The 22,205-nt window shown below is 43.0% G+C and carries 15 protein-coding genes; 6 read left to right on the top strand and 9 right to left on the bottom strand.

Annotated elements, in window-relative coordinates:
- Window positions 1-44: 44 nt before the first annotated feature.
- Complete coding sequence (locus tag OSCIL6407_RS0105540; RefSeq protein ID WP_007355660.1) at window positions 45-3,929, bottom strand: glycosyltransferase; 3,885 nt, start codon at window positions 3,927-3,929, stop codon at window positions 45-47.
- A gap of 187 nt (window positions 3,930-4,116) precedes the next feature.
- On the opposite strand from OSCIL6407_RS0105540, the gene OSCIL6407_RS0105535 reads away from it, so the two are divergent.
- Together OSCIL6407_RS0105535 and OSCIL6407_RS0105530 are read left to right on the top strand one after the other, a co-directional pair.
- A complete protein-coding gene (locus OSCIL6407_RS0105535; protein WP_007355659.1) occupies window positions 4,117-5,796 on the top strand; it encodes a methyltransferase domain-containing protein in 1,680 nt (559 codons plus the stop codon).
- Between the two features lies 1 nt (window position 5,797).
- Complete coding sequence (locus tag OSCIL6407_RS0105530) at window positions 5,798-6,667, top strand: hypothetical protein (RefSeq protein ID WP_007355658.1); 870 nt, start codon at window positions 5,798-5,800, stop codon at window positions 6,665-6,667.
- A gap of 142 nt (window positions 6,668-6,809) precedes the next feature.
- Here the strand turns inward: OSCIL6407_RS0105530 and OSCIL6407_RS0105525 are convergent, their stop codons facing one another.
- The 6 genes from OSCIL6407_RS0105525 to OSCIL6407_RS0105500 all read right to left on the bottom strand — a co-directional run bounded on the left by OSCIL6407_RS0105525 (window position 6,810) and on the right by OSCIL6407_RS0105500 (window position 14,435).
- Window positions 6,810-8,750: a calcium-binding protein gene (locus OSCIL6407_RS0105525; RefSeq protein ID WP_007355657.1), complete on the bottom strand. Its 1,941-nt coding sequence runs from the start codon at window positions 8,748-8,750 to the stop codon at window positions 6,810-6,812.
- Between the two features lie 652 nt (window positions 8,751-9,402).
- Window positions 9,403-10,536: a cob(I)yrinic acid a,c-diamide adenosyltransferase gene (locus OSCIL6407_RS0105520; protein WP_007355656.1), complete on the bottom strand. Its 1,134-nt coding sequence runs from the start codon at window positions 10,534-10,536 to the stop codon at window positions 9,403-9,405.
- Between the two features lie 241 nt (window positions 10,537-10,777).
- Window positions 10,778-11,233: a pepsin/retropepsin-like aspartic protease family protein gene (locus OSCIL6407_RS0105515; RefSeq protein ID WP_007355655.1), complete on the bottom strand. Its 456-nt coding sequence runs from the start codon at window positions 11,231-11,233 to the stop codon at window positions 10,778-10,780.
- A 38-nt stretch (window positions 11,234-11,271) separates the two neighbouring features.
- Complete coding sequence (locus tag OSCIL6407_RS0105510) at window positions 11,272-11,481, bottom strand: hypothetical protein (RefSeq protein WP_007355654.1); 210 nt, start codon at window positions 11,479-11,481, stop codon at window positions 11,272-11,274.
- Window positions 11,482-11,514: 33 nt separating this feature from the next.
- Complete coding sequence (locus OSCIL6407_RS0105505) at window positions 11,515-13,476, bottom strand: tetratricopeptide repeat protein (RefSeq protein ID WP_007355653.1); 1,962 nt, start codon at window positions 13,474-13,476, stop codon at window positions 11,515-11,517.
- A 2-nt stretch (window positions 13,477-13,478) separates the two neighbouring features.
- The gene (locus OSCIL6407_RS0105500) at window positions 13,479-14,435 is read right to left on the bottom strand and encodes a hypothetical protein (RefSeq protein WP_019487006.1); all 957 of its coding nucleotides are present in this window, start codon (window positions 14,433-14,435) and stop codon (window positions 13,479-13,481) included.
- Window positions 14,436-14,519: 84 nt separating this feature from the next.
- Here OSCIL6407_RS0105500 and OSCIL6407_RS30340 point away from each other — a divergent pair, with 84 nt between their 5' ends.
- Both OSCIL6407_RS30340 and OSCIL6407_RS0105490 read left to right on the top strand, forming a co-directional pair.
- Window positions 14,520-15,701 (top strand): pentapeptide repeat-containing protein, encoded by a 1,182-nt coding sequence (locus OSCIL6407_RS30340; protein ID WP_407635876.1) that lies wholly within the window; start codon window positions 14,520-14,522, stop codon window positions 15,699-15,701.
- Between the two features lie 291 nt (window positions 15,702-15,992).
- Complete coding sequence (locus tag OSCIL6407_RS0105490; RefSeq protein ID WP_007355650.1) at window positions 15,993-16,943, top strand: glycosyltransferase family 2 protein; 951 nt, start codon at window positions 15,993-15,995, stop codon at window positions 16,941-16,943.
- Between the two features lie 53 nt (window positions 16,944-16,996).
- Here the strand turns inward: OSCIL6407_RS0105490 and OSCIL6407_RS35235 are convergent, their stop codons facing one another.
- On the bottom strand, window positions 16,997-17,152 hold the full coding sequence (locus OSCIL6407_RS35235) for a hypothetical protein (protein WP_019487003.1): 156 nt from the start codon (window positions 17,150-17,152) through the stop codon (window positions 16,997-16,999).
- Between OSCIL6407_RS35235 and OSCIL6407_RS0105480 the strand changes: the two genes are divergently transcribed.
- Window positions 17,128-17,748, top strand: a complete 621-nt coding sequence (locus tag OSCIL6407_RS0105480) for a glutathione S-transferase family protein (protein ID WP_040650160.1) — start codon at window positions 17,128-17,130, stop codon at window positions 17,746-17,748. The genes OSCIL6407_RS35235 and OSCIL6407_RS0105480 overlap by 25 nt on opposite strands.
- A 245-nt stretch (window positions 17,749-17,993) precedes the next feature.
- Here the strand turns inward: OSCIL6407_RS0105480 and OSCIL6407_RS0105475 are convergent, their stop codons facing one another.
- Window positions 17,994-21,239 (bottom strand): protein kinase domain-containing protein, encoded by a 3,246-nt coding sequence (locus OSCIL6407_RS0105475; protein WP_007354247.1) that lies wholly within the window; start codon window positions 21,237-21,239, stop codon window positions 17,994-17,996.
- Between the two features lie 432 nt (window positions 21,240-21,671).
- On the opposite strand from OSCIL6407_RS0105475, the gene OSCIL6407_RS0105470 reads away from it, so the two are divergent.
- Window positions 21,672-21,998 (top strand): hypothetical protein, encoded by a 327-nt coding sequence (locus OSCIL6407_RS0105470; protein WP_007354246.1) that lies wholly within the window; start codon window positions 21,672-21,674, stop codon window positions 21,996-21,998.
- The last annotated feature ends 207 nt before the right edge of the window (window positions 21,999-22,205 follow it).

Raw genomic sequence — 22,205 nt, 5'->3', positions numbered from 1 at the left:
AATCTATAGGGGCAATTCTATACTCACCTGTGACGCTCTACCCTCTAAGGGGTTCCCTCTACCTGCCTTTGCGATCGCCATAGTTGCTCAAATAGCGCTCCCATCTGAGCCGAGTAAGCGCGGCTGTCTAGAAATTTGGGGTTTTGTGCCATTTTTTGCTGGATGTGCTGCCGAGCGCGATCGCGCAATACTGGGTTAGTTCCCAATGCTACAGCTATATTTATATAAGCATCCTCCGTATTTGCTATTAATTCAGGAAGTTGCAATTCTCTCAGTATTGCCCCGGATTGTCGCGATCGCGCTGTTTGTCCTTCCTTAACCACCGTCGGTATTCCCACTAACAGCGGCTCTACCATTGACGTTGCACCCGCGTAGGGGAAAGAGTCTAAATAAACATCTGCTAGCTTCAAACATTCTCTGAAGTCGGCACGATTTGGCAGCACTTTAATTACAACAATGCGTTTTTTGTCAATACCTTTTTCCGAAAAAACTGCTCGTATTTGGTTGAAGAAAGGAATTATCGGATAACTCTCGCCATCAGAGCGAAAAGGATGTAAAACCAAAATAGAATTCGGTACAGCCGCAATAATTTTAGCCCAAGTTTCCCTGAGTTCAGGGATAATCTTAAATGCTCTAGCACCCGACATAAAAACCACTGTTCCCTCGGATGCTCCCCAACTACTTCTAGTTGGGTGAACCTTAGCAATTTCGGAGGGTACAGGATAGCTAAAACAAATCCCAGAGCCATCCACAGCGATTAATTTTTCCCGATATTCTTCTGGGGCATCGACTACGGGCAAAGTCAATTTTCCAGAAATAAAGTAGTCAATATTGCGGATGCCAGTAGTTGTAGCTGTTGGCATTGCTGCCGCTACTTGTACCCGCGCCAGTCGGTGTAAGGATAATAAGAAAGTAGGTTTGCGAGCATCCGCCCAATTTGTCCCTATTAACAGAATATCCAAATCATCTGAACGAATTGCTTGTACCTGACTTGGCAGAGATTCTGGTAGTTGAATCTGCTTATTTGCCAAATTTTGACAGTAATCACCTAGTTTACTGTCCTGGATATTAAAATTATACAATATAATTTCAAATTTAGTTTTATCTAAATATTCAAAAGCAGCAAGTGCGGCAAAAGTTTCTTTTTGAGTGCTAACTTCTTCCAGTAAAATGCCGAGACGAATCTTGTTTCTGTCTGAGGCTATACGTTCAAATTCCCAGTCAATTTTGCACCCCAAATTTCTGAGCGTAAATTCAATAATATTTGCTCTCTGAGTACAGATATGTCGAAGATTTTTATCGCTACAATACAAAGAAGAAAAATTTGCATTTTTGCTCACAAATAAAGCCAAATAACGCCAGAATTCAGCAGCAGTATCTTTGAAAATATTTTCATGAATATAATCTATCAAAGCTTGCATATAATCGGCATACTTCTCTGCATCTCCGATCTTATTAAAACAGGAAACAATCTGAAAAATAAAACTTAGAAAATCGTTGAAAAACCACTTGGGAATCGCAGCATTTTTATAGACAAATGGTAACTGATAAGCCTCACAGTAAAGCATAGCGGCCAAATAGCGACCGATGTTATTACCTAGATCGTTACCTTGAGATAAAAAGGCAGATATTTCATCTACAAACCTCTGTTCTTCCTCATTTAAAAATTCATTCTTAATACCGCTTTTCATTAACAGATTATGAGCTTTACCAATTTCACCCGCATAAGTCTTTTCCACGTTAGATGCTGGCAAATTAAACCATCTTTGAGCGATTTGCTTGCGAATTTGCCGAAGGCGAGAGAGAGTAGATTGATTAGTAGGAGATTTTTGATATTGTTCAACTAGCTTTGATAGTTCAGATAAAGAAAACTGGGATTTCAAAGCTAATTTTTGTCTGATTTTCTCTTTCAATTCTTGACTCAAAAAACTGTAAATATCGCTGTACAACATTTTTTCATAAAGTCTGCGGACATCTTTGTTGTTTTCACCAGCAGCGAAGTTTTTCCAAGTTTGTTGCCCTGCATGAATCCGCAAAGAAGATAACTTTTCATCCACAAAGCCAATTTTATAATTTCCCATGATTCTAAACCACATATCTAAATCTAGATATTGAGATAACTCAGCATCAAATAACCCAATTTTACGAAAAACATCAGCAGCAATCATCACTGTACTAGGTTCGCCAATTTTGTTAATGGGATTATTCATCCAATTAGGATCTAATAACAGTTCAATTCCCCGTTGAATTGGTTTTAAATTCGACCAACTTTTGTGCAAATCTTTAATCGATTGAGAAGCAGCCAGTAAAAGTGGATTCGATTTAGCCTCTTCTCCAATAGCAATACCGCGAGGTGAGAAAACCATACCAATTTCCGCATCTTCTTGAGCCAAAGCTACCATTTTTTGAATGCAATCTGGTTCCAGCAAGTCATCATGAAATAAAAATTTTATGTATTCACCTTTTGCCTGAGAAATACAGAAATTCCAATTCTGAGCTAAGCCATAGTTACGATGGAGAACAATGCGGAAATCAACGGCTGTTTTAGTTTGAAAAGACTGAGCAATTGCTACAGTGCTATCGCTTGAGCCATCATCAGAAAGAATTACCTCTATATTGCTATAAGTCTGATTTAAAGCACTCTCAATGGCTTCAGCAATAAAGGTTTCTCCATTATAAGTAGGAATGCAAATACTAACTAGAGGCTGTGTTTTTTCAACTGCTTCTTCCCAAGAACTTTTGTCCTTAGACAAGTGTCTCCTTACCTCTACTGAATAAGATTTTTTTGGCTCTCTTGGCGGTTGAGAAAAAGTAGTAAAATTATTGGTTGTTTTGCTAATATATTCTAGTCTATTCCTGATTTTATTGCCAATTAGCTGAGGGCTAAGTAAAGATTTGATTTCCTCAGCACCTCTGGCTCCAACTTCCTTGGCTTCCTCATAGTTATTAAAGACATATTGCATCAAATTAGCGGCATCTTCTATATCGGGGTTTGCCCAAATATTTCCTTTCTTATATGGGCCAAAATCTGCTGCGATCTCCTCTAATTTATATCTTACTAAAAAACTGTTGCCTACATTCATAAACTCACTATTAGATGAATAGGCAGTGGCGATTGTTGGCTTTCCAAAAAACATCGCTTCAGCCATTGTCAAGCCAAAGCCTTCACAGCGGTGGAGGGACACATAGCAGTCACAATTGTAAAGCAGAGCATTAACTTCATTTTTTGATAAATACCCGTCTATATGTTTAATAGATTGGCAATTTTCTATGGCAGAATTTAGTAACTCTCGCTGCTCAGGAAAATATTCCGAATTACAAGATTTGATAACCAATAGCACCTCTTGATTTGACTCGCCAAAAGCTTGTTTAAATGCGCTAATTGTAGCCGATGGATTTTTGCGTTCTATCCTGCTAAAAAAATCGAATAGAAACAGAAATATAAATTTATTTTTGGGCAGTCCTAGTGCTTCCCTATCCAAAGAAGGCGTAGGTAAAGAAATGCTAGGCATGATTTTAATAACGGGAATAGGAGATGCCATCGAGATTGCTTCAATACAGTGATTGCTATAAGTCCAAATTTCGTGAAAATAATTAAATTTTGAAGTGAGTTCTGGAGGGAATGCTGTAAGTTCCCAGGCCCAAAACCCGATATTATAGTGTCCTTCCAAATAGTTTTTGCCTGCCGACTTAATAAAATTGTTTACTTCATCAGCATTGACTTGAATTAAGTTTACGGGATAGGGATTTTCTTGAGTGAAATTTTGATAGGTAGTATCTTGTTTTCTGTGGGGACTATTGGTAAAATTATTGACAGCGAAAGGAATGCCAGCCGCCTCAATTGCTCTAATATTAGCTCTAGCACCTTCTCCCAGACCAAATTCTCCATTAATATAGCCGCTGATGTTAATACCAAAATTAAATTGCATAGTTTTTGAGTTTGATAAGTAGAAGGAAGAGGGGAGAAGGATTAAATTATTAGTGCTTGACAAATGTAGCAATCATCGTTGTATACTAACATCCAAATGCTAATTATCTCGTAACGCCACCCTCTGAGCGGTAAAGAAACAGTCCAGAGGGCGGCGTTACGTAAAGCTTTAGTAATCAGGAAATATTTTGGAACTGCTCGATCGCGTGAACCCCGATATCTTTAAACTGCTGCCACCGGATGCTAAAATCATCCTAGAGGTTGGCTGCGGTACAGGAACTTTAGGCGAACAGTACAAACGGATTAACCCCCATAGTTTATATATTGGCATTGAACGCGATCCCCAGAAAGCGAAAATAGCTTCAGAGCGGCTGGATCGTGTCATAATTGGGGATGTAGAACAGCTAGATATTCAAAGTTTTGATATTGCTGAGGAAACAGTCGATTGTTTAGTTTACAATCATCTACTATCATATTTAACAAACCCTTGGGAACTGCTTCGCCAGCATAGCACTTTACTAAATCCAGACGGGCAAATTTTAGCTAGTATTCCCAATGTCCAACACTGGATAAAAATTGTCAATCTCCTGCGAGGACAGTGGGAAAATCTAGAGGGGAAGATACACCACTGGTTTACCATAGAAACTATTAAAGCACTTTTCACCCAGGCAAATTTACAAGTTTATGAGCTGCAAGTGCGGGGACAAAAAACTGAGAGTTTTGTCCAGTTTCAGCAATTACTTACACCGATAGTTCAAGCTTTAGGCTTGGAAGCAGCAGACTTTGCCACCCAGACTGGTGCAGAATATTATATCGTGCGAGGGGGTAAGTCACAGACCTCTCCCCGGCGAGTGTTGATTCAGACGGCGATTATGGCTCCAACGGGATGCGATCGCGTTAGAGTATTAGAACCTGACAGATTTAGTGCCACAATTCCCGGAGTTCGTACTGCTTCTACAGTAAAATCCGCAGAATTAATTTTACCTCTGCCTGGAGAAGAGAAAGTATTTATTTGGCAGCGGACAATCATGTACTATCCAGCCTATATTCCCATCCTCAAACAACTGCTGCAAAATGATTATTTAATAGTGGCTGAAATTGATGATAATCCCATCAGGCGGAAAGAATATGCAGATAATCAATACCTGAGTTATCGAGGTTGTCACTGCATTCAAACTACTACAGAACCCCTAGCAGAATTTTTAAGGAAACTCAATCCCAATGTTGCCGTCTTTAGCAATCAATTGGCATATTTGCCCGCTGAGCGCACCTATCCAGACGATAATTCTATCACCATCTTTTTCGGGGCGCTTAACCGAGAAAAAGATTGGCAACCGATAATCTCGGCGCTAAATCGGGTGTTAGTCGCCCACAAGCACCGGATTCGAGTTAAAGTAATCCACGATCGCCATTTTTTTGATGCCTTGAAAATAGACAGTAAAGAATTTGAGCCATTTTGCAGCTATGAGCGCTATCTAGAAATTATGCACTCTGGCGATATTGCTTTGCTCCCACTCCTTGCCAACCCAGTTAACGAAATGAAATCTGACCTCAAATTTGTTGAATGTGCGGGGAATGGAGTAGCAGTGCTAGCAAGTCCCACTGTTTACGAAAAATCTATCATCAAAGGCGAAACTGGCTTAATTTATCGTTCAGTCGCCGATTTTGAGGCCCAACTCAATTCACTGATTACTGACACCCAGATGCGGCGGCAAATAGCCGCTAATGCCTACAAATGGGTGCGGGAAAACCGCTTGCTATCCCAGCATTATCATCAGCGGCGAGACTGGTACTTGCAAATGCGTGACGAAATGCCGCGCTTGAATGCAGAATTGCAGAGTCGCTTGCCAGAATTATTTACTAACTAAGATGCGAATTCTCTTCACGATTGCCCACTTTTTCAACCCTCACGGCGAAGGAAGACACGCTTCCCAGCGAAATGACCCCCACCCACGCCTAAACGCTTTAACGGCCTGTTTGACAGCTTTGCAGGGACTCTACGGTAAGTCTCAGTCCATGATTCATATTGGTCAATGTGCCACAGTTCCAGTCAATGAATCCCAGACCCACGATATCGATATAGTTGTTTGTACGACTCAAGATTATCACCTAATTTCTCAACTCTCTCTTCCCCCGAAATTGTTCCTGCATAATGCTACCAACGTGGAACCGCTGATGTTGGGATTTGAGTGTCAGGCAGTGATGCGTGCTTGCCTTGATAAATACGACTATTATTGTTATTTAGAAGACGATCTAATTCTACACGATCCTTGGCTATTTGTCAAATTAAACTGGTTTACTCACCACGCGGGTAATGGGAATTTACTTCAGCCTAATCGCTATGAAATATCTCCTCAAGGGTTAGTTCGCAAAGCCTATATTGATGGCGATTTAATCCCACAAGCGACAGCAAAATTTCAAAATGTGCAAGAGCAACCGCAATTTGCTGGTTATGTCATGGAACAGCAGCTTATGTTCCACCGCGCTCTTAACCCTCATTCTGGATGCTATTTTTTGAATGCGGAGCAGATGGCTTATTGGACAAAGCAACCCTATTTTTTAGACGGTGACACGAGTTTTATTGGGCCATTGGAAAGTGCGGCAACTTTGGGGATTATGCGAAGCTTTAGAATTTACAAACCGGCTCGTTCTAATGCGAACTTTCTAGAAATTCAGCATTTCGGTGCTAATTTTCTCAATTTGATTGGTAATAAAGTTAGTTATTCGCAGCCAGCATAAAGGGGAAGCGAAGCAATCCTAAAACCTTGCTATCGTTTAACTTTGCTCGCAATGACATATAAAAAAGCTAGGGATCTCAATCCCTAGCTTGCTGGATACAGCAGAGTTGAATTAAACTCGCTGTACAACCTAAACTATTCAACTAGAACAGAATGATGTCAGACTCGCTGATTCTTGGTCGGTTGTTAAAGTTTGCGAGTGGAACCAAACCGCCAGCACTAACGCCGTTGGTGTCGAAGTACAGATTTCCGCTCAGGTTTTCATAAACGAGGAATTGTGCTGGTGCATTTGCCTCTGCCTGTGTACCCGTAGCCAAGACATCCTCAAGCACGAGGAACTCCCGATCTAGAGGTCTTCTGTTCGCGACCCCTGAAATTGGGAAGCCAAAGCCAGCCCCACCAGGTAAGCCCGTCGAAGATAGAGCGATCCTGTCTTGACCGACCACGAAATCGACAATACCATCGACTTGCGCTGTGAGTGTTCCGCCCTCAAATGGATTGAAGTAAACGAATACATCGTTACCAGAGCCGCCAGTGAGGGTATCAGCACCAGGCCCGCCGATTAGGGTATCGTTGCCGTTACCTCCAATCAAGTTGTCATTGCCAAAGTCACCGTATAGAGAGTCGTCGCCATCGCCGCCATCTAAAGTATCGGTACTTAAGTCTCCTTGAGGGCCACCAATCAGGATGTCATTGCCCGCACCAGTAGTTATGGAATCACGACCATTACCACCAGTAATCAGGTTATTGCCTAAGAAATCGCTGATAACGGTGGGCGTTGTGATGTTGCCAAAGCTGACATTTGTAGCGTAGCTAATAGTGTCATTACCCGCAAAGCTACCAATCAAGCTGTCGCCTGTGGAGGCAAACACTATGAAGTCATTGCCTTCACCGCCGTTGAAGAAGTTAGTCGCACTGCGGTTGCCAATTAAGCGGTCGTTGCCCAGGCCACCATCCAGAGTAATCGGCCCGAAATTAGCTGCAAGGGAGGCATCGATGGTGTCGTCACCGTCTGCACCGCTGGCTTGAGTGAAAACTCCACTCAAGCTATCGCTACCCTCACCGCCAATCATCGTATCAGTTGAAAAGGCAGCTCTGATCGTGTCGTTGCCGCGACCGCCATCTAATAAGCTATTGCCGGCGTAGCCTGGGGTAGAAATGTTAGCTCCTTGGCTGGAGATCCCAGTGGCCGTGCTGGAGGTGATGAAGTCGTTGCCATCACCTCCCAATACAGTGTCTTGGAAAGCGAAACTGACGATCGTGTCATTGCCGTCTCCACCATCGTAGAAGTTCTTGCCGGCTCGAAAATCGCCAATACCGCCATAGAGAGAATCGTCGCCGGCACCGCCGATCAAACTGATTCTTTCGAGACCGATAGTCACAGGGCTGGTGGAGAAAAAATTGGTCTCCAGAGAGTTAAAAACTCTCAGGGTGTCATTATCATCATCCCCTGACGCATAGCTGTTGCTGCCGACAACTCGCAGGGTGTCGTTACCCTTGCCGCCGTACAGGGTATCTCTTTGATTGATACCTGCAATTAAGTCATCGCCCAAATCACCGCGCAAGAAGTTATTGCCTTCATTGCCCACGAAGCCAGCAACACCGCCACTTAGAGTTAAGCCGAGGTTATTGCTGCCATCACCAACACCAGTAAAGAAACCGATGGAGTCATTGCCTTTGCCACCGTAGAGGGAATCTCTCCTCTGTGCGCCGCCAAGCATGATATCTGCGCCCTGATTACCAAACATGAGGTTGGCTTCGGCGGTACCTTGGATGAAGTCGTCGGCATCACCACCATACAATGTGGCGCGGGCTTCAGCGATGATCGTGTCATTGCCTCCATCGCCATAGATATAGGCGGGGGTGCGCTGAGTCCGCAGGGAGTCTTCGTCGTCGCCGCCGTACAGAGTATCGTTAGGGCCAAGGGCTATTAGGGTGTCGTTGTCCCCTTGACCAAAGATTAAACTTCCGCCCAGGGTAGCGGTTCTAATAAAATCAGCACCAGCACCTGCGAATATAGTGTCCGGCCCTAGTCCGGGTAGGTTTAAATCTAGCTGATTAGGATTGTCATCTAGCGTTGTCATACACTTTCACTCCTCTACTTGTTGGTAATCGCGCTACTGCGACTACAGACTCTGCCTAGAAAACCAAATATTTGGATTCCGCTGTAGTTTAACCTTTTTGCCAGTCGCAAGTCTAGCCCACTTTGAGTAAGCGTGTCTAGACTTTCTCTTGAGCCAACTTTTTGCTGGCTGGCTATTGCTGTGAAAGTCTTCACCCTACAATAATCCTCTTTAGATTTGGGAAGATATTTATAGTGGGTTAGACGGGATTGGCAAACTCCAAGTTCCGCAAGCGTTTTAGGTCTTTTGGCTTGGTTCCAGGCACAGCGGTGCCTAGAGGCTAAGGTTTTGAAAGTTAGCAGATGGGTTTGGCTTAGATTGCGGTTTAGCCTAAAGCAGGTCGCGGCTGTTGCTGTTGGCACAGGTAGGCTCGACTTTAGGACTTACGCATAAATAACACATTTTCTAAATCGTTCAGTCGATTTTAAGATATTTCGGCGAAAAAACCTATGAAGTTTATTCTTTAGGGTTATTCTGTAGCCAGTTTGCCAGTCGGTCAGTTCCCCAGTCTGTCAGGGGTTATAGCTAGGGGCTAGGGGCTAGGGGCTACGATGCTCAGGGCTAGGGAAAGAGGGGAAGAGAATCAAATGTTCATTTTCTGTCTGACTATATTTTAAAAGTCTACGCCGCGCTTTAATTCTACTCCGCGATCGCCATAATGTTTGTGACAGAAAACTTCGGAGTGGACGCTGGCTAGGTCAAAATAAGCGTGGGGTTTGTAGCAGCGCCCGGTGATAATGATTTCTGTATCGCGGGGTTTTCGGAGTAGGGCTTCGACTATGGGTTCTACGGGTAAGAGTTCGAGGTCAACGGTGGGGTTGAGTTCGTCGAGGATGATAGTTTTATATAAGCCAGATGCGATCGCAGCTCTAGCTATTTCCCAACCGCGCTCGGCTTCTACATAGTCTAGCTCTTGTTGCTGTCCGCGCCAAACGATCGCATCTCGGCCGCAACGTTGATGATCTACTAAATAAGGATATATCTGTCGCAAGGCTGCGATCGCGGCATCTTCTGTATAGCCTGTCCCCCCTTTGAGCCACTGCATAATTAATACACGATGGGATTGATCTTGGCTAATGCCTCTACCGATGGCCTGTAAAGCTTTACCGAGGGCGCTAGTAGATTTGCCTTTACCAGCGCCGGTGTAAATCTCGATCCCTGTAATGCCGCTAGCTGCGGCGGCGGGGTGATGGTGGGCCTTCATTTCTGAGTGCAAGTCGGCGATATCTAGCAGTGCTTGGGGGGCGGCCCTACCTGTGGCGATAATTTCTAAGTGTTCGGATTTGTGTTTGAGGGTATTAACTATTTCTTCGATGGGCAGTAAACCGAGGTCTAAGACGGGGTTAATTTCGTCGAGAACTACAACTGAGTATAAATCTGATGCGATCGCGCCTTTTGCCACGTCCCACCCCCGCTGAGCCTCTAATCTATCAAAGCGGGTAATTTCTTTGGAGCCGAAATATTCTGCTCTGCCAGTACGCACTTGGTCTATTAAATGGGGAAAGCCCCGTTGTAAAGCTTCTATTGCCCCATCTTCATCATAGGAGCGCCCCGGCCCTTTCAGAAACCGCAGCAGTAAAACTCTTGTGGGGGAGTCAGAATTGATGCCCAAGCCAATAGAGCGCAAAACTACGCCCAAGGCGGCCTGAGATTTGCCTTTACTAGCGCCGTCGTAAACATGAATTTGACCGACTATGCGCTCTGAACGCGCTTGAGCCGTGCGAATCCCTATGCCATTCCTTACCATAGTCAGCAGTTATTTTAGTCTTTCTTTATGGAGGTATATTATCATGTTTTTGCTCTTGGCTTTTGTTAGTTCTTGCTCTTGGCTTTTCTTAGTAAATTATTGAATTAATTTATTTATATTTGTTGGCGGTTGAAACCGCGTCTACACAGACGAAACCCGCCTACGCGGGTTGAAATTTCTATCAGTCCGCGTAGGCGGACTTTGCTTGTGTAGCCGCGATTTTAATCGCCCAATTTTAAGATTATACCATCAAATATGTTTGCTCTTCATTCATCGGCAATACCCGCAGCCTTTGATTTTTTAAATCGGGTTCTAAACCTAATATTTCTAAGGGAGTGACACCTAACAAAACCGCATTCACTCCTTCCGGCAGTTCTAAACAATCAAATCTGCCTTCTCTCCCTTCTACAAAAAGTTCGACATCAGCAAAGATTCGACCTTTTTTGATGCCAGCAGATGTTTCTACATCCCTTTCTCCTACTTGAATTAAACCTAGCTGACTGATAATATGAGCGGGTAAGGAGAGTAATGTTGCGCCCGTATCAACTAGGACTCGATCGAGTGTCATAGTGCGGATTTCATCATGGGAAATGAAGCCGCGATCGGCTAGGACTCGATCGATGCGATTGGTGACAGTTATTATGGTGAGAACTTGACCCATTTGTTTGTCTTTTAAGTTCGGCAGTACAAGTGTCATTTTATTTCACCTCTTTAAATTGGTGTGATTTTTCTATTTTACTTCATTGTTTCTCCATCTTCAAGAGTATAAACATCAGGCTCATCGTGCAGAAATTGAAATGCTCCTCCGCTTTGGGCTAACTGGGTTATTTCCGAAGTTGAAGGATAGGGAATGTTACTAAATAATTTAGCTTTTATTAGCAATTTCTCCTCTTCTGAGAGTGTTTCGATGATTTGTACTAGGGATTCAATGAGTTTTGTGTTCATAGCTTAAAATCTGTGGAGATGTTTTATTTTACTTCAATGTCGATTCAGTTTAGGGTGGATTAGCCGCCATATTGTCAAGGCTACAAATGCAACTATAACAAACGGAACCAAAGGAAAGGCCATCAACCCCGCAACAAAGCACAAGGCAATTTGCCATTTACCTCGTTGTGCAAATTTAATCGCTGATTTTATCCACTTGGGGAAAGGGTAATCATCTAGAGATGTAGCAATTTCCATTAATATCTGAACTGCTTGGGAAGCGGCTGCAAATGCTTCTTTAATTTTGCCAGTCTGATAATACGATGCAGCTAGACATTGAAGGATATTGGCTTCACCTTTGCGATCGCATTTTTCCCGTAAAATTACTAGCGCTTGTTGATAGTAATTAATCGCTTGCGGGTATTCCTTTAAAAATCGGTGACAATTGCCAATATTGCACAGATCGGCATATTTAATTTCGCAATCGCGTATTTCCTGTGCAAGTTCCAGAGATTGCTGATGGAACTGTATCGCTTGCTGGTATTTTTCGAGCGAGTTGTGAGCATTACCTAAATTATTGAGGGAAATAGCTTCACTTCTGCGATCGCCAATTTGCCGTGCAATTTCCAGAGATTGCTGATGGAACTTTATCGCTTGCTGGTATTCTCCGAGGGAGTCATAAACATTGCCTAAATTGCCAAGGGAATTAGCTTCACCTTGAAGATCGCCGATTTCCTGTGAAATTTCCAGAGATTGCTGATGGAACTGTATCGCTTGCTGGTATTGTCTGAGGGATTGGTAAACAATGCCTAAATTAGTGAGGGAACTAGCTTCACCTTGGCAATTGCCGATTTCCCGTTCAATTTCCAGAGATTGCTGATGGAACTGTATTGCTTGCTGGTATTCTCCGAGGGAACTGTAAGCATTGCCTAAACCATTGAGGGAACTAGCGTCACCTCGGCGATCGCCGATTTCCTGTGAAATTTCCAGAGATTGCTGATAGAAATGTATCGCTTGCTGGTATTTTCTGAGGGAACTGTAAGCATTGCCTAAACCTCTATAGGAAGTAGCTTCACCTTGCCGATCGCGTATTTCCTGTGAAATTGCCAACGCTTCCCGATGTAGTTCAATTGCTTCTTTAAACCTCCCTTCAACTTGAAAAATCAATCCCACTCGATTCAAACTACCCACTAAATCAAACTTTAATCCAAACTCTTTTTGCAGTTCAATAGCTTGATACAAATACGCGATCGCCAATTCTCTCTCTTTTCGATAATCTTCCGATTCTCCTCGATCCAATCTAGCTTCATACACCTGCGCTATCCGACTATACAAACCTGCCAACTTAGGATCTTTATCACCATTTCTACTCCGGGTTTGTTCAATTAATCCTTGCAAATCTTCTAGGGATAATAAAAAGTCATTTTGATTAAAATTAGATAAACTAGAATCTTTCGATACATCTTCACCTATTACCGCTATAGATCCTGTCACTGCAACTAGACTAACTTTGATAGCTTCAAACCGAAAAACTCCTTTCCGCCAACTCCAAAAATCCGGTGCTCTTCTGTTAATTTTGCCAAAAATATCATTAGTAATCCACAAGACAATAGGAAAAGGAAAAGCCCGCAATCCTTCCCGCGTCCACTGGAGATAACCAAAAAATTTATCTTGTTCCGATCGCTCAGAATTTCTACTCAAAAAGGATAAATCTTCAGCACCAACAACCGTTAAAACTGACCTACCTCGCTGTTGCAAATACTCATCTATCTCTACCTGGTTAGCAATGGCACTTCTCAAACTAGGTTCCCCTCTGGCAAGTCTCAATCGATAGGGGCGAATATTCCATTTTTCCAGTTCCCCTTCGTAACGCCTAATCAGGCTTTCTCGAAAGTTGATATCATCGCAAACAGCAACCAGTACCGATAAAATTCCCTGACTCGCCTTGATCGATACTAATAACTGGCGATAGCTTTTTTCGTTGTCAATTTTATCTTCTAAAAAATCTTCTGGCATAATCAAATTAATCCCCGACGCTTCAAGAGGTCGCAGACGATGGGGTGGATATCATACCATAAATCATCATTTCTATATTCTAACACATATAAGCCGTGTAGCAAGTCTAAAAAGTTTGTATTGTTTGAGTCGTCAGGTTCATAGTTTTTGTAAGTGGCAGTTAATATCTCAAACTCAACTTTGCCTAAACCGGCGGTAAATTCGAGACGCAACTCAGTTAACGAACGGTTGAGGATTTCCTGATTAATTTTGATATCTTGGCGAGACGGTTTTTCCTCAATTAACAACAAACATTCTTCACAACATTTATTCGCGATGCGGATCATCTCTCGCAACACGCCGCCACTTTTAAAAACGATCTGTTGCGCTATTTCCGGTTCTATCAATCTAGAAGAAAGGCGCTTTTGCAAAATATCCAAGAACAGAAGATTAGTTTGCTCAAGAGCTATAGGGTTAAGTTGCCTATTTTCTCCTTTGGCAAAGAGTTTAGAAACAGGCATGATTTGAATTTTGTTGTCTGTCTCTGTACTGATTGTTGACCGCAAATTGATGTTTCTAACTACTGCAATCGGAATCGTAAAAATCACCCGAAATTGTGGCGAAAGTAACGCCTTAATATTGTCTCTATAAATATTTCCTATTAAAGCTAAATCCAACTTGTCTAAATCATCAATAATCACAAGTATGTCTTTATTAACTGAGTTCTCAATCGCAACGGCGATTTCATTGATTCGCCCGATAAGATCGGCAAAGTTTTTTCCTAATTCTTCCTTAATCTCGGTTCTAGTTACTGCATCTGCTTGCAATTTACCTTTAATGATACCTAACAAGTCAAAGCCGGCACTTGATTCAGCTTTAATCTCATCGAGTTTAGTTTTGGTACGAGTGGCAAACCATTCATAAAATTTATCTTTAATAGATTTGTTAATATTAATTTTTTGCGTTTCTGCTTTCTCCATCAACTGAACTGCAATCGCAAATAAAATGTTAATATTGCAGAAAGTCCCAACGGTAACGCCGCCAATGTCCCCTCAGAAGAAGGGGTGCTCGTGGCTTCCAAACCAAACAAACCGATAACTCCCAAGCCGACACCTCCTGAACTCAAACCACCGCAACAAACCCCTGCTGAATTGTCCGCCTCAGCCTTCACACTAGGCGCGATCGCGGCCATGATTATCGGATTGGCCAACGATAACGTCTGGATCGGGTTACTCGGTGCGATCGCGGCGATCGCCATGTCTCTGCGCGTCATTTGGCCGAGTTGGGGCCACATCTGGACGCAAGTCATCCCCCCCACCTGGCGCACTCTGATCGTTGCTTGCTTTGGGATTTTAGCGGGAATCGTGGGCTTATTGATGCTGAGTAGTACCAATAACGAACCGGACGGCCCTAACATCCAGATTAACTGGGATGCGATCGGCGCATTGGGCGAATTGATCGGCGCATTAGGGCAAATTCTGATCGCAATTCTGGGCGTTTACGTCGCTTGGCGACAATATGTGATCTCAAAAGACTTGACAATTCAACAAAATAGAATTACTCAGCAGCAAACCATAGACGCTTATTTTCAAGGCGTTTCCGACTTAGCTTTAGACGAACAGGGATTCTTGGAAGACTGGCCCCAAGAAAGAGCGATCGCAGAAGGTCGCACCGCTGCCATTATGAGCAGTGTAGACGCAGAAGGCAAAGCCAAAATTATGCGCTTTCTATCCCAAGCTAAATTAGTTACCCCAATTAAGCGCGATCGCCATTTAGGTCGTCCCATCCTTGACGGAGACGGCGGTTACGCTGAAGATCGCGAATACGGCGTGCGCGTCATCGAAATCGGCGTGATGTTAGCAGGAGCCGATCTCGCTAACATGGATTTACGCTGGACAGACTTAAGCGAAGCCAACCTCGTCAGAGCCAATCTCAGCGGCAGCGACCTCGTGAAAGCTAACCTTTCCCGTACAATTTTATACGACGCGAACCTCGCCAGAGCCGATCTCAAAGGCGCATCCCTATTTTACGGCTCAGTAGAAACCGCTTCACCTCGCAGTCGCACCGATATCCCCGATTACAATACAGGCAAAAACACGGGCGCAGTCATTGAAAATGCTGATTTCACAGGTGTTAAGCGGTTATCTGACGACCAAAGATACTATTGTTGTTCTTGGTGTGGTGAACAATCTAGAAAAACCATTCCCGGTGGCTGCGAAGGTATTCCTAATAAATTAGGAAGATGAATTTATAACTGTTAACTGTTAACTGTTAACTGTTAACTGGTAACTGGTAATTGGTAACTGGTAATTGGTAATATCATGTCCACTTAAATACTTGTCATTGCGAGCAAAGCGAAGCAATCGCAAGGTCAGGACTTACACACGGGGGAGCGAAAACCTTTTTCTGTGTCAATATCTCTCGGATAAATCCCCGATTTTTTGGAGAAAATGGTTTTTTTACAAGTCCTAAAGGTGTTGAGATTGCTTCGCTTCGCTCGCAATGACAGATCGTAAGTAATTTGCCGGAGATGAACCATGTTCCCTAAATATTCCTTTGTAATTCCTATTTATAACGAGGAGGAAAGCCTCGCTGAATTGTATCGGCGAATCAGTACAGTCATGGAGCGAATGGATGGGCCAGTTGAGTTAATTTTAATCAATGATGGTAGCCACGATCGTTCCTTACCAATAATCCGCGAACTTCATCAAAAAGACTCGCGAATTTGTTATCTAAGTTTCGCTCGTAATTTCGGCCACCAGATAGCTGTTACGGCTGGCGTAAATTTTGCACGCGGTCAAGTTGTCGTAATTCTTGATGGTGATTTACAAGACCCGCCAGAGTTAATTTTAGATATGGTAGAACAGTGGCGACTCGGTTATCAAGTGGTTTACGCTCAAAGGACTCAACGTCGCCAAGAAAGCTGGTTAAAACGAATGCCTGCTTATCTATATTATCGCATTTTGCGGCATCTAGCAGATGTGGATATTCCTATCGATACGGGGGATTTTTGTTTGATGGATCGGTGTGTGGTTGATGTCCTAAATAAAATGCCTGAACGTAATCGTTATATTCGGGGATTACGAGCTTGGATTGGTTTTCGACAAACGGCAGTTAAATTCGATCGCGATCCTCGTTTTGCTGGCGATGTTAAGTATACTTTTACGAAATCTCTAGGATTAGCTTTGAATGGTTTGGTATCTTTTTCTAAGGTTCCTCTCCGATTATCTACTTATGTGGGTTTATTTGCTGCCGTTGTTTCTATTATTATGGCGCTTTTGGTTTTATATTGGCGAGTTTTTTACCCGCATTCTGTATTAACTGGTTTAGCAACTATTTTAATGGCTATTTTCTTTTTGGGTGCGGTACAGTTGGTCAGTATTGGCATTTTAGGCGAATATATAGGACGCATTTATGAGGAGGTGAAAGGTAGACCGCTTTACACTCTGGCAGAAGTGGCTGGTTTTGACAATATTCATCATTCGTGATATCGTAGTATAGTAATTTGTGATAATGACATAAAAAATATTTGTTTGAGAACTTAGGTGATGCCGCCCTTTGGGTAGTGACATACCGCCCAGAGGGTGATATTACGAATATCTATGCTAGTTGCTTTATAAATTCTTCTTCCTTCTTCCTTCTTCCTTCCTTCTTCCTTCTTCCTTCTTCTATATGCTACGATTGTACGAGTTTTCATCTTCTGGCAATTGCTACAAAATTCGCCTACTTTTGACACAGTTGGGAATTGCTTTTGAACGCATTGAGGTTGATATTCTCAAAGGGGAAAGTCGCACTCCAGAATTTTTACTAAAAAATCCTAATGGTCGCATTCCTGTTTTAGAAATTGAACCTGGTAAATTTCTGGCGGAGTCGAATGCGATTATGTTTTACTTGGGTGAAGAAACTGATTTTTTCCCGACTGATAAGTTTCAACGCGCAGAAGTGATGAAATGGTTATTTTTTGAACAATACAGTCACGAACCTTTTATTGCTACTTCTAGATTTTGGATTTCGATTTTAAATAAAGCTGATGAATATCGAGAGGCGCTTAATCAAAAACGCGCACCTGGTTATGCGGCGTTAGGTGTGATGGAAAGGCATTTGGAAAAGCATCAGTTTTTTGTAGGCGATCGCTACACTATTGCTGACATCGGTTTGTTTGCCTATACTCACGTTGCTGACGAAGGCGGATTTGATCTAGCAGGATTTCCCGCGATTCAAAATTGGATTGAACGAGTTAAAAATCAGCCGGGATATATCAGCATAAAGAAGGGGCTAGGGGCTAGGGGCTAGGGGCTAGGGAAAGAGAGGGGGAGGATGGGGAGGATGGGGGAGATGGGGGAGATGGGGAGGATGGGAAGGATGAGGGAGATGGGGGAGATGGATAGTTAGCTTGTAGGGTGGGCGATCGCTGAAACCATATTAGCGAATTGTGACAAGATTTTTGCGGCGATCGCCCACCTTACGTTTAGCCATTAGCGATTAGCAATTAGCCATTACCAATTACCAATTACCAATTCCCAATTGAATCGATATACTTATTGTAGTCCCAACTTCTCCAATAACATTTTTCTGGCTTCGATCGCAGGTTGAAAATCTGGCTTAATTTCAATTGCTTTATTATAGGCCGCGATCGCATCCTCAGAGCGTCCCCACTGTTCCAAGGCCCAAGCGCGATTGGCCCAAGCTAGGGGGTCATTTGAATTAATCGCGATCGCCTTATCAAAAGCTGCTAAGGCTTCATCATAACGCTGTAGCTTAGTCAAAGCAATCCCTCTACTACCCCAAGATGGATAGTCATTGGGATTGATTTTCAGCGCCTTGTCAAAAGCTGCGATCGCGTCTTCATATTTCTGCAACTGCATCAGCGCCTTACCTTGATCTCGCAAAGCAGGGAAAAAATTGGGGTTAAGATCGATCGCCTTTTGATAAGAAGCTAAAGCATTTTCATAACGCTGTAACCCATCCGACAATACGGAACCCCGATTATGCCAAGGTAAATAGTATTTCGGGCGAATTTCCACCGCCTTATCGTAAGCATTCAACGCATCTTGAAAGCGCTGCATGAAAAATAGGGTACTACCTTTACCAATCCACGCCGGATAAAAATCTGATTTAATTTGAATGGCATTATCATAGGCGGCTAACGCCTCTGTATGACGCTGCAATTTACCCAATACGCGGCCTTTATCTACCCATGCCTTGACATTCTCTGGCTTTTGTTTAAGCTGATTATCAAGTAAAGCGATCGCTTCTTTGTATGCGCCTCCTGCATCTTGAGTTCGCTGCAAATACTCCAATGCTAAGCCCTTATTTTCCCACGCTTGGGAGTCATCTGGGTTAGTCGCGATCGCCTTATCAAAAGCTACCAAAGCATCATCATACTTACCCAAACCAATCATCGCCACGCCTCTACCATTCAAACCCTTAGCATCTGTTGGCGCGATCGCGATCGCCTTTTCGTGGGCCTCCAGGGCCTCATTATAACGTTGTAATTTGTATAAAACTTGGCCCTTCGTGTTCCAAGCTTGATAAAAATCTGGCTTATATTGTAGCGCCTTATCATAAGTTACCAGCGCCGCCTCATAGCGTTCTAAACTAGATAGTGCGTCGCCTTGATCCTTCAAAGCTTCGGGATCGTTTGGTTTAATAGCTATGGCGCGATCGCACGCCTGTACTGCTTCTTCTCCTTGTTCCGCCTCAATCAACCCATTACATTGATTCAACAAATAAATAAATTGTACAGACGGCCAGATAAATATGCCGCCTACAGTCAGCAAAACGGCTAATATTGCCAGAGAAATAGGCAAAATTTTTCGATGCGATGTAGGGAGAGTAACGATCGCTGTCGTTAGAGGTAATTTAGTAGCAGTCGCTTCTTCCTCGATCGCGGGAGGAACTGCCACTAAATCCTCTGTTTTAGCTTGATTGCTATCAGCTACCCGCTGTTGCATTGCCCCATTTCTTGTCTCGGAATCCGAGTGAATTTCTGACTTGTCCCTAGCAGGTAGCAAGGCACTCTCCCTACTAGCTTCTAACTCAAAAAAATCGCCATCTTCTAACTCAAAATATGGATGAATTTCTAACTCGCCTGCCACCTTGGGAGTGCTGTGAACCTTCCGCAAATCATTAAGGACTTCATCTACAGATTCATAACGCGAGCGAAAATAGCTGAGCACCATCTTATCTAAAATTGCCCCTAAATTCTCACTAACTTGAGCTTGCGTTGGCGAAGCCTGCCGTAGGCTTCGCCAATTCACCTCCCCCGTATTTGGTTCTTGACCTAATTCTGCTGGAAATACCCCTGTTAAAGCATGAATCGCCGTCATCCCCAAAGCATAAATATCACTATTAGGGCGCGGATTTCCAGCTTGCTGTTCCTTCGGCATATATCCAGGTGTACCGATAACATTAGTAATGCTCAATTGCCCTTGATAATTCACTACTAAAGTGCTAATTTGCTTAACTGAACCGAAATCAGTTAACATCACCCTGCCATCCAAGGAACGCCGGATTAAATTATCAGGTTTAATATCGCAGTGAATAGTTTGTTCGTGAGCAAAAGCCAGAGTTAAAAGAACATCTTGTAAAAGGTCAACTACCTGCTCTTCATTAAATCGATTGTGGGCAATTTCTTTACTAACTTCTTCACCTTCTATAAATTCCCAAACTAAATAAAATTCTTGATTTTCTTCAAACTCCCCCAACAGTTCTGGAATCAATTCGTTTTTACCCAAACTGTACATAACTTGGGCTTCAGTTTCAAATATTCTTCTTGCTTCCCGTACAATCAAAGGATGATTTGCTTGCAGCTTAAGTTGCTTAATAACACAGCGAGCATTATCAGTTCGGCGCTGATCTAGAGCCAAATAAGTTTGTCCAAATCTCCCTTCTCCCAACAAACTAATAATTTTATAACGCTTATCTAATATTTGTCCTATTCTGTGCAGTCCCCGGATTTCATTAACTACAACCCGCAGATCGTCTAAAACTTCCGTTGCTGACTGATAGCGATCGCGAGATTGCGACCTGACCATTTTATCTAAAATATCTGCTAGCTGTTCGTTCACTTCTACCACATTCCGCCAGACCACTTCATCTGTTTGGGAATCTCGCGGCAATCTCAGAGGAACTACCCCAGTTATCGCTTGAATAGCAGTCATTCCCAAGGCATAAATATCGCTATTAAAACGCGGTCTTCCCCCCAAATGTTCAATCGGCATATACCCCGGCGTACCGATCACAGAACCACTCGTTTGCCCTGACGTATTAATTACTAAAGTTTCTATTTCTTTTACCGCGCCAAAGTCAATCAGCACAATTTTGTGGTCGGACTTACGCCTAATTAAATTAGATGGTTTAATATCGCGGTGAATCACATTTTGCTGATGGATGTACTCTAAAACTTCCAGAACATCCACCAACATCGTCACCACATCGCTTTCATTCCACCGCTTACCTTCAGTAATTTCTCGGCTCAAATCTTGACCGTCAACAAAATCCTGAACTAAATAAAATTCTTGATTTTCCTCAAAATGAGCTAAAAGTTTAGGGATTTGATCGTGATCGCCCAACTTTTCCAAAGTTGAAGCTTCTAGTTCAAATCTCCGTCGCGCTTCGTCTAAAATTGCCGGATTAGTTGTATTTGGCTGAAGTTGTTTGACAACGTACAAGCTTCCTTGAGAATCCTGCTCATCTTCGGCGCAGTAAGTTCTGCCAAAAGCTCCTCTCTTGAGGTCTTGAATGATTTTATAGCGTCCTTTTAGCGTTTGTCCTTCTTTCATGGGTTCTTTACGAGCAGGGTTAAGTGAACGATTTGTAAAATCTGAAATTTATAATAGCTAGCCTGAAAACCCGTTGCCTAATTCCCGGGGAATGTCAATTACAATACAAGTTGCATCCCTAAATCCTGATATCAGGTTTTTTTTGAGAAAAAACCTAACTCGATCTGGAACATATCTAACCTAACAGCGATCGCAAATTAGATCGTAGTCCTTAAGGAGATGCGATCGCCACACAAGCACATAATTTTTGCCAGTAAATAAATAGTGCTCATACCTAGTCTTAAGCCAAATGGCCCAGCCATAGAGAAAGCACCCAGTTGGAGAAAATATTTTGCTCTGCCTTACCCTGAGCCTGTTACACTTTGGAAATCCACAAGTTCTCAGGCTGTAAAAATATTACTTTAGAATCAACAAGGAATTAACATCAGTACAATGGCCTATTTAGAATTTGAGGATGCCGAAGGGTATCTGGCTTTCCTCAGAGCAAAAGAGATTGGTGAAACGCACGTAGATATACATTGGGTCATAGGCCCACGTGACGAAAGGGGAGCCGCCCTGATTACAGCTTACATTGTACTTAGCCAGCAGGTACTAGGTCACGTAGTTCACTTTAAGGAACTCGTCTCAGAGATTACCACTAGCTGCCCCCTAGAGGAAAGACAAGTGGCGATGGAGAACGTGCAGCATAATCTCAAGGACTCTAAGTATCGACTTCAAGAGATGGGGTTCAAAGTTCACGCTGGCATCTGGAAAGTATAGCAACCGCCAGGGCGGTTAGGGGCTAGGGGCTAGGGGCTAGGGGCTAGGGGCTAGGGAAAGAAGGGAAATAAGGGAAATAAGGGAAATAAGGGAAATAAGGGAAATAAGGGAAAGAGAGTCAATAGTTTGGGCCATGAGCGAGTGTCTTAACCATTGTGGCGATTGCTATATAGCAAATAAGTAGGTAGACAAAAATCAACAAGTATG

Origin of the sequence: Kamptonema formosum PCC 6407 (assembly GCF_000332155.1) — a bacterium.
Taxonomy (GTDB): Bacteria; Cyanobacteriota; Cyanobacteriia; order Cyanobacteriales; family Microcoleaceae; genus Kamptonema; species Kamptonema formosum.
The sequence above is the reverse complement of the archived record's forward strand: the minus strand, read 5'-3'. Positions and strand labels throughout refer to the sequence as shown.

Coding starts and splice junctions, on each gene's coding strand:
- OSCIL6407_RS0105540 (WP_007355660.1), bottom strand. CDS start 3,929: ATGCAATTTAATTTTGGTATTAACATCAGCGGCTATATTAATGGAGAA.
- OSCIL6407_RS0105530 (WP_007355658.1), top strand. CDS start 5,798: ATGCGAATTCTCTTCACGATTGCCCACTTTTTCAACCCTCACGGCGAA.
- OSCIL6407_RS0105525 (WP_007355657.1), bottom strand. CDS start 8,750: ATGACAACGCTAGATGACAATCCTAATCAGCTAGATTTAAACCTACCC.
- OSCIL6407_RS0105520 (WP_007355656.1), bottom strand. CDS start 10,536: ATGGTAAGGAATGGCATAGGGATTCGCACGGCTCAAGCGCGTTCAGAG.
- OSCIL6407_RS0105515 (WP_007355655.1), bottom strand. CDS start 11,233: ATGACACTTGTACTGCCGAACTTAAAAGACAAACAAATGGGTCAAGTT.
- OSCIL6407_RS0105510 (WP_007355654.1), bottom strand. CDS start 11,481: ATGAACACAAAACTCATTGAATCCCTAGTACAAATCATCGAAACACTC.
- OSCIL6407_RS0105505 (WP_007355653.1), bottom strand. CDS start 13,476: ATGCCAGAAGATTTTTTAGAAGATAAAATTGACAACGAAAAAAGCTAT.
- OSCIL6407_RS0105500 (WP_019487006.1), bottom strand. CDS start 14,435: ATGGAGAAAGCAGAAACGCAAAAAATTAATATTAACAAATCTATTAAA.
- OSCIL6407_RS0105490 (WP_007355650.1), top strand. CDS start 15,993: ATGTTCCCTAAATATTCCTTTGTAATTCCTATTTATAACGAGGAGGAA.
- OSCIL6407_RS0105480 (WP_040650160.1), top strand. CDS start 17,128: ATGCTACGATTGTACGAGTTTTCATCTTCTGGCAATTGCTACAAAATT.
- OSCIL6407_RS35235 (WP_019487003.1), bottom strand. CDS start 17,152: ATGAAAACTCGTACAATCGTAGCATATAGAAGAAGGAAGAAGGAAGAA.
- OSCIL6407_RS0105475 (WP_007354247.1), bottom strand. CDS start 21,239: ATGAAAGAAGGACAAACGCTAAAAGGACGCTATAAAATCATTCAAGAC.
- OSCIL6407_RS0105470 (WP_007354246.1), top strand. CDS start 21,672: ATGGCCTATTTAGAATTTGAGGATGCCGAAGGGTATCTGGCTTTCCTC.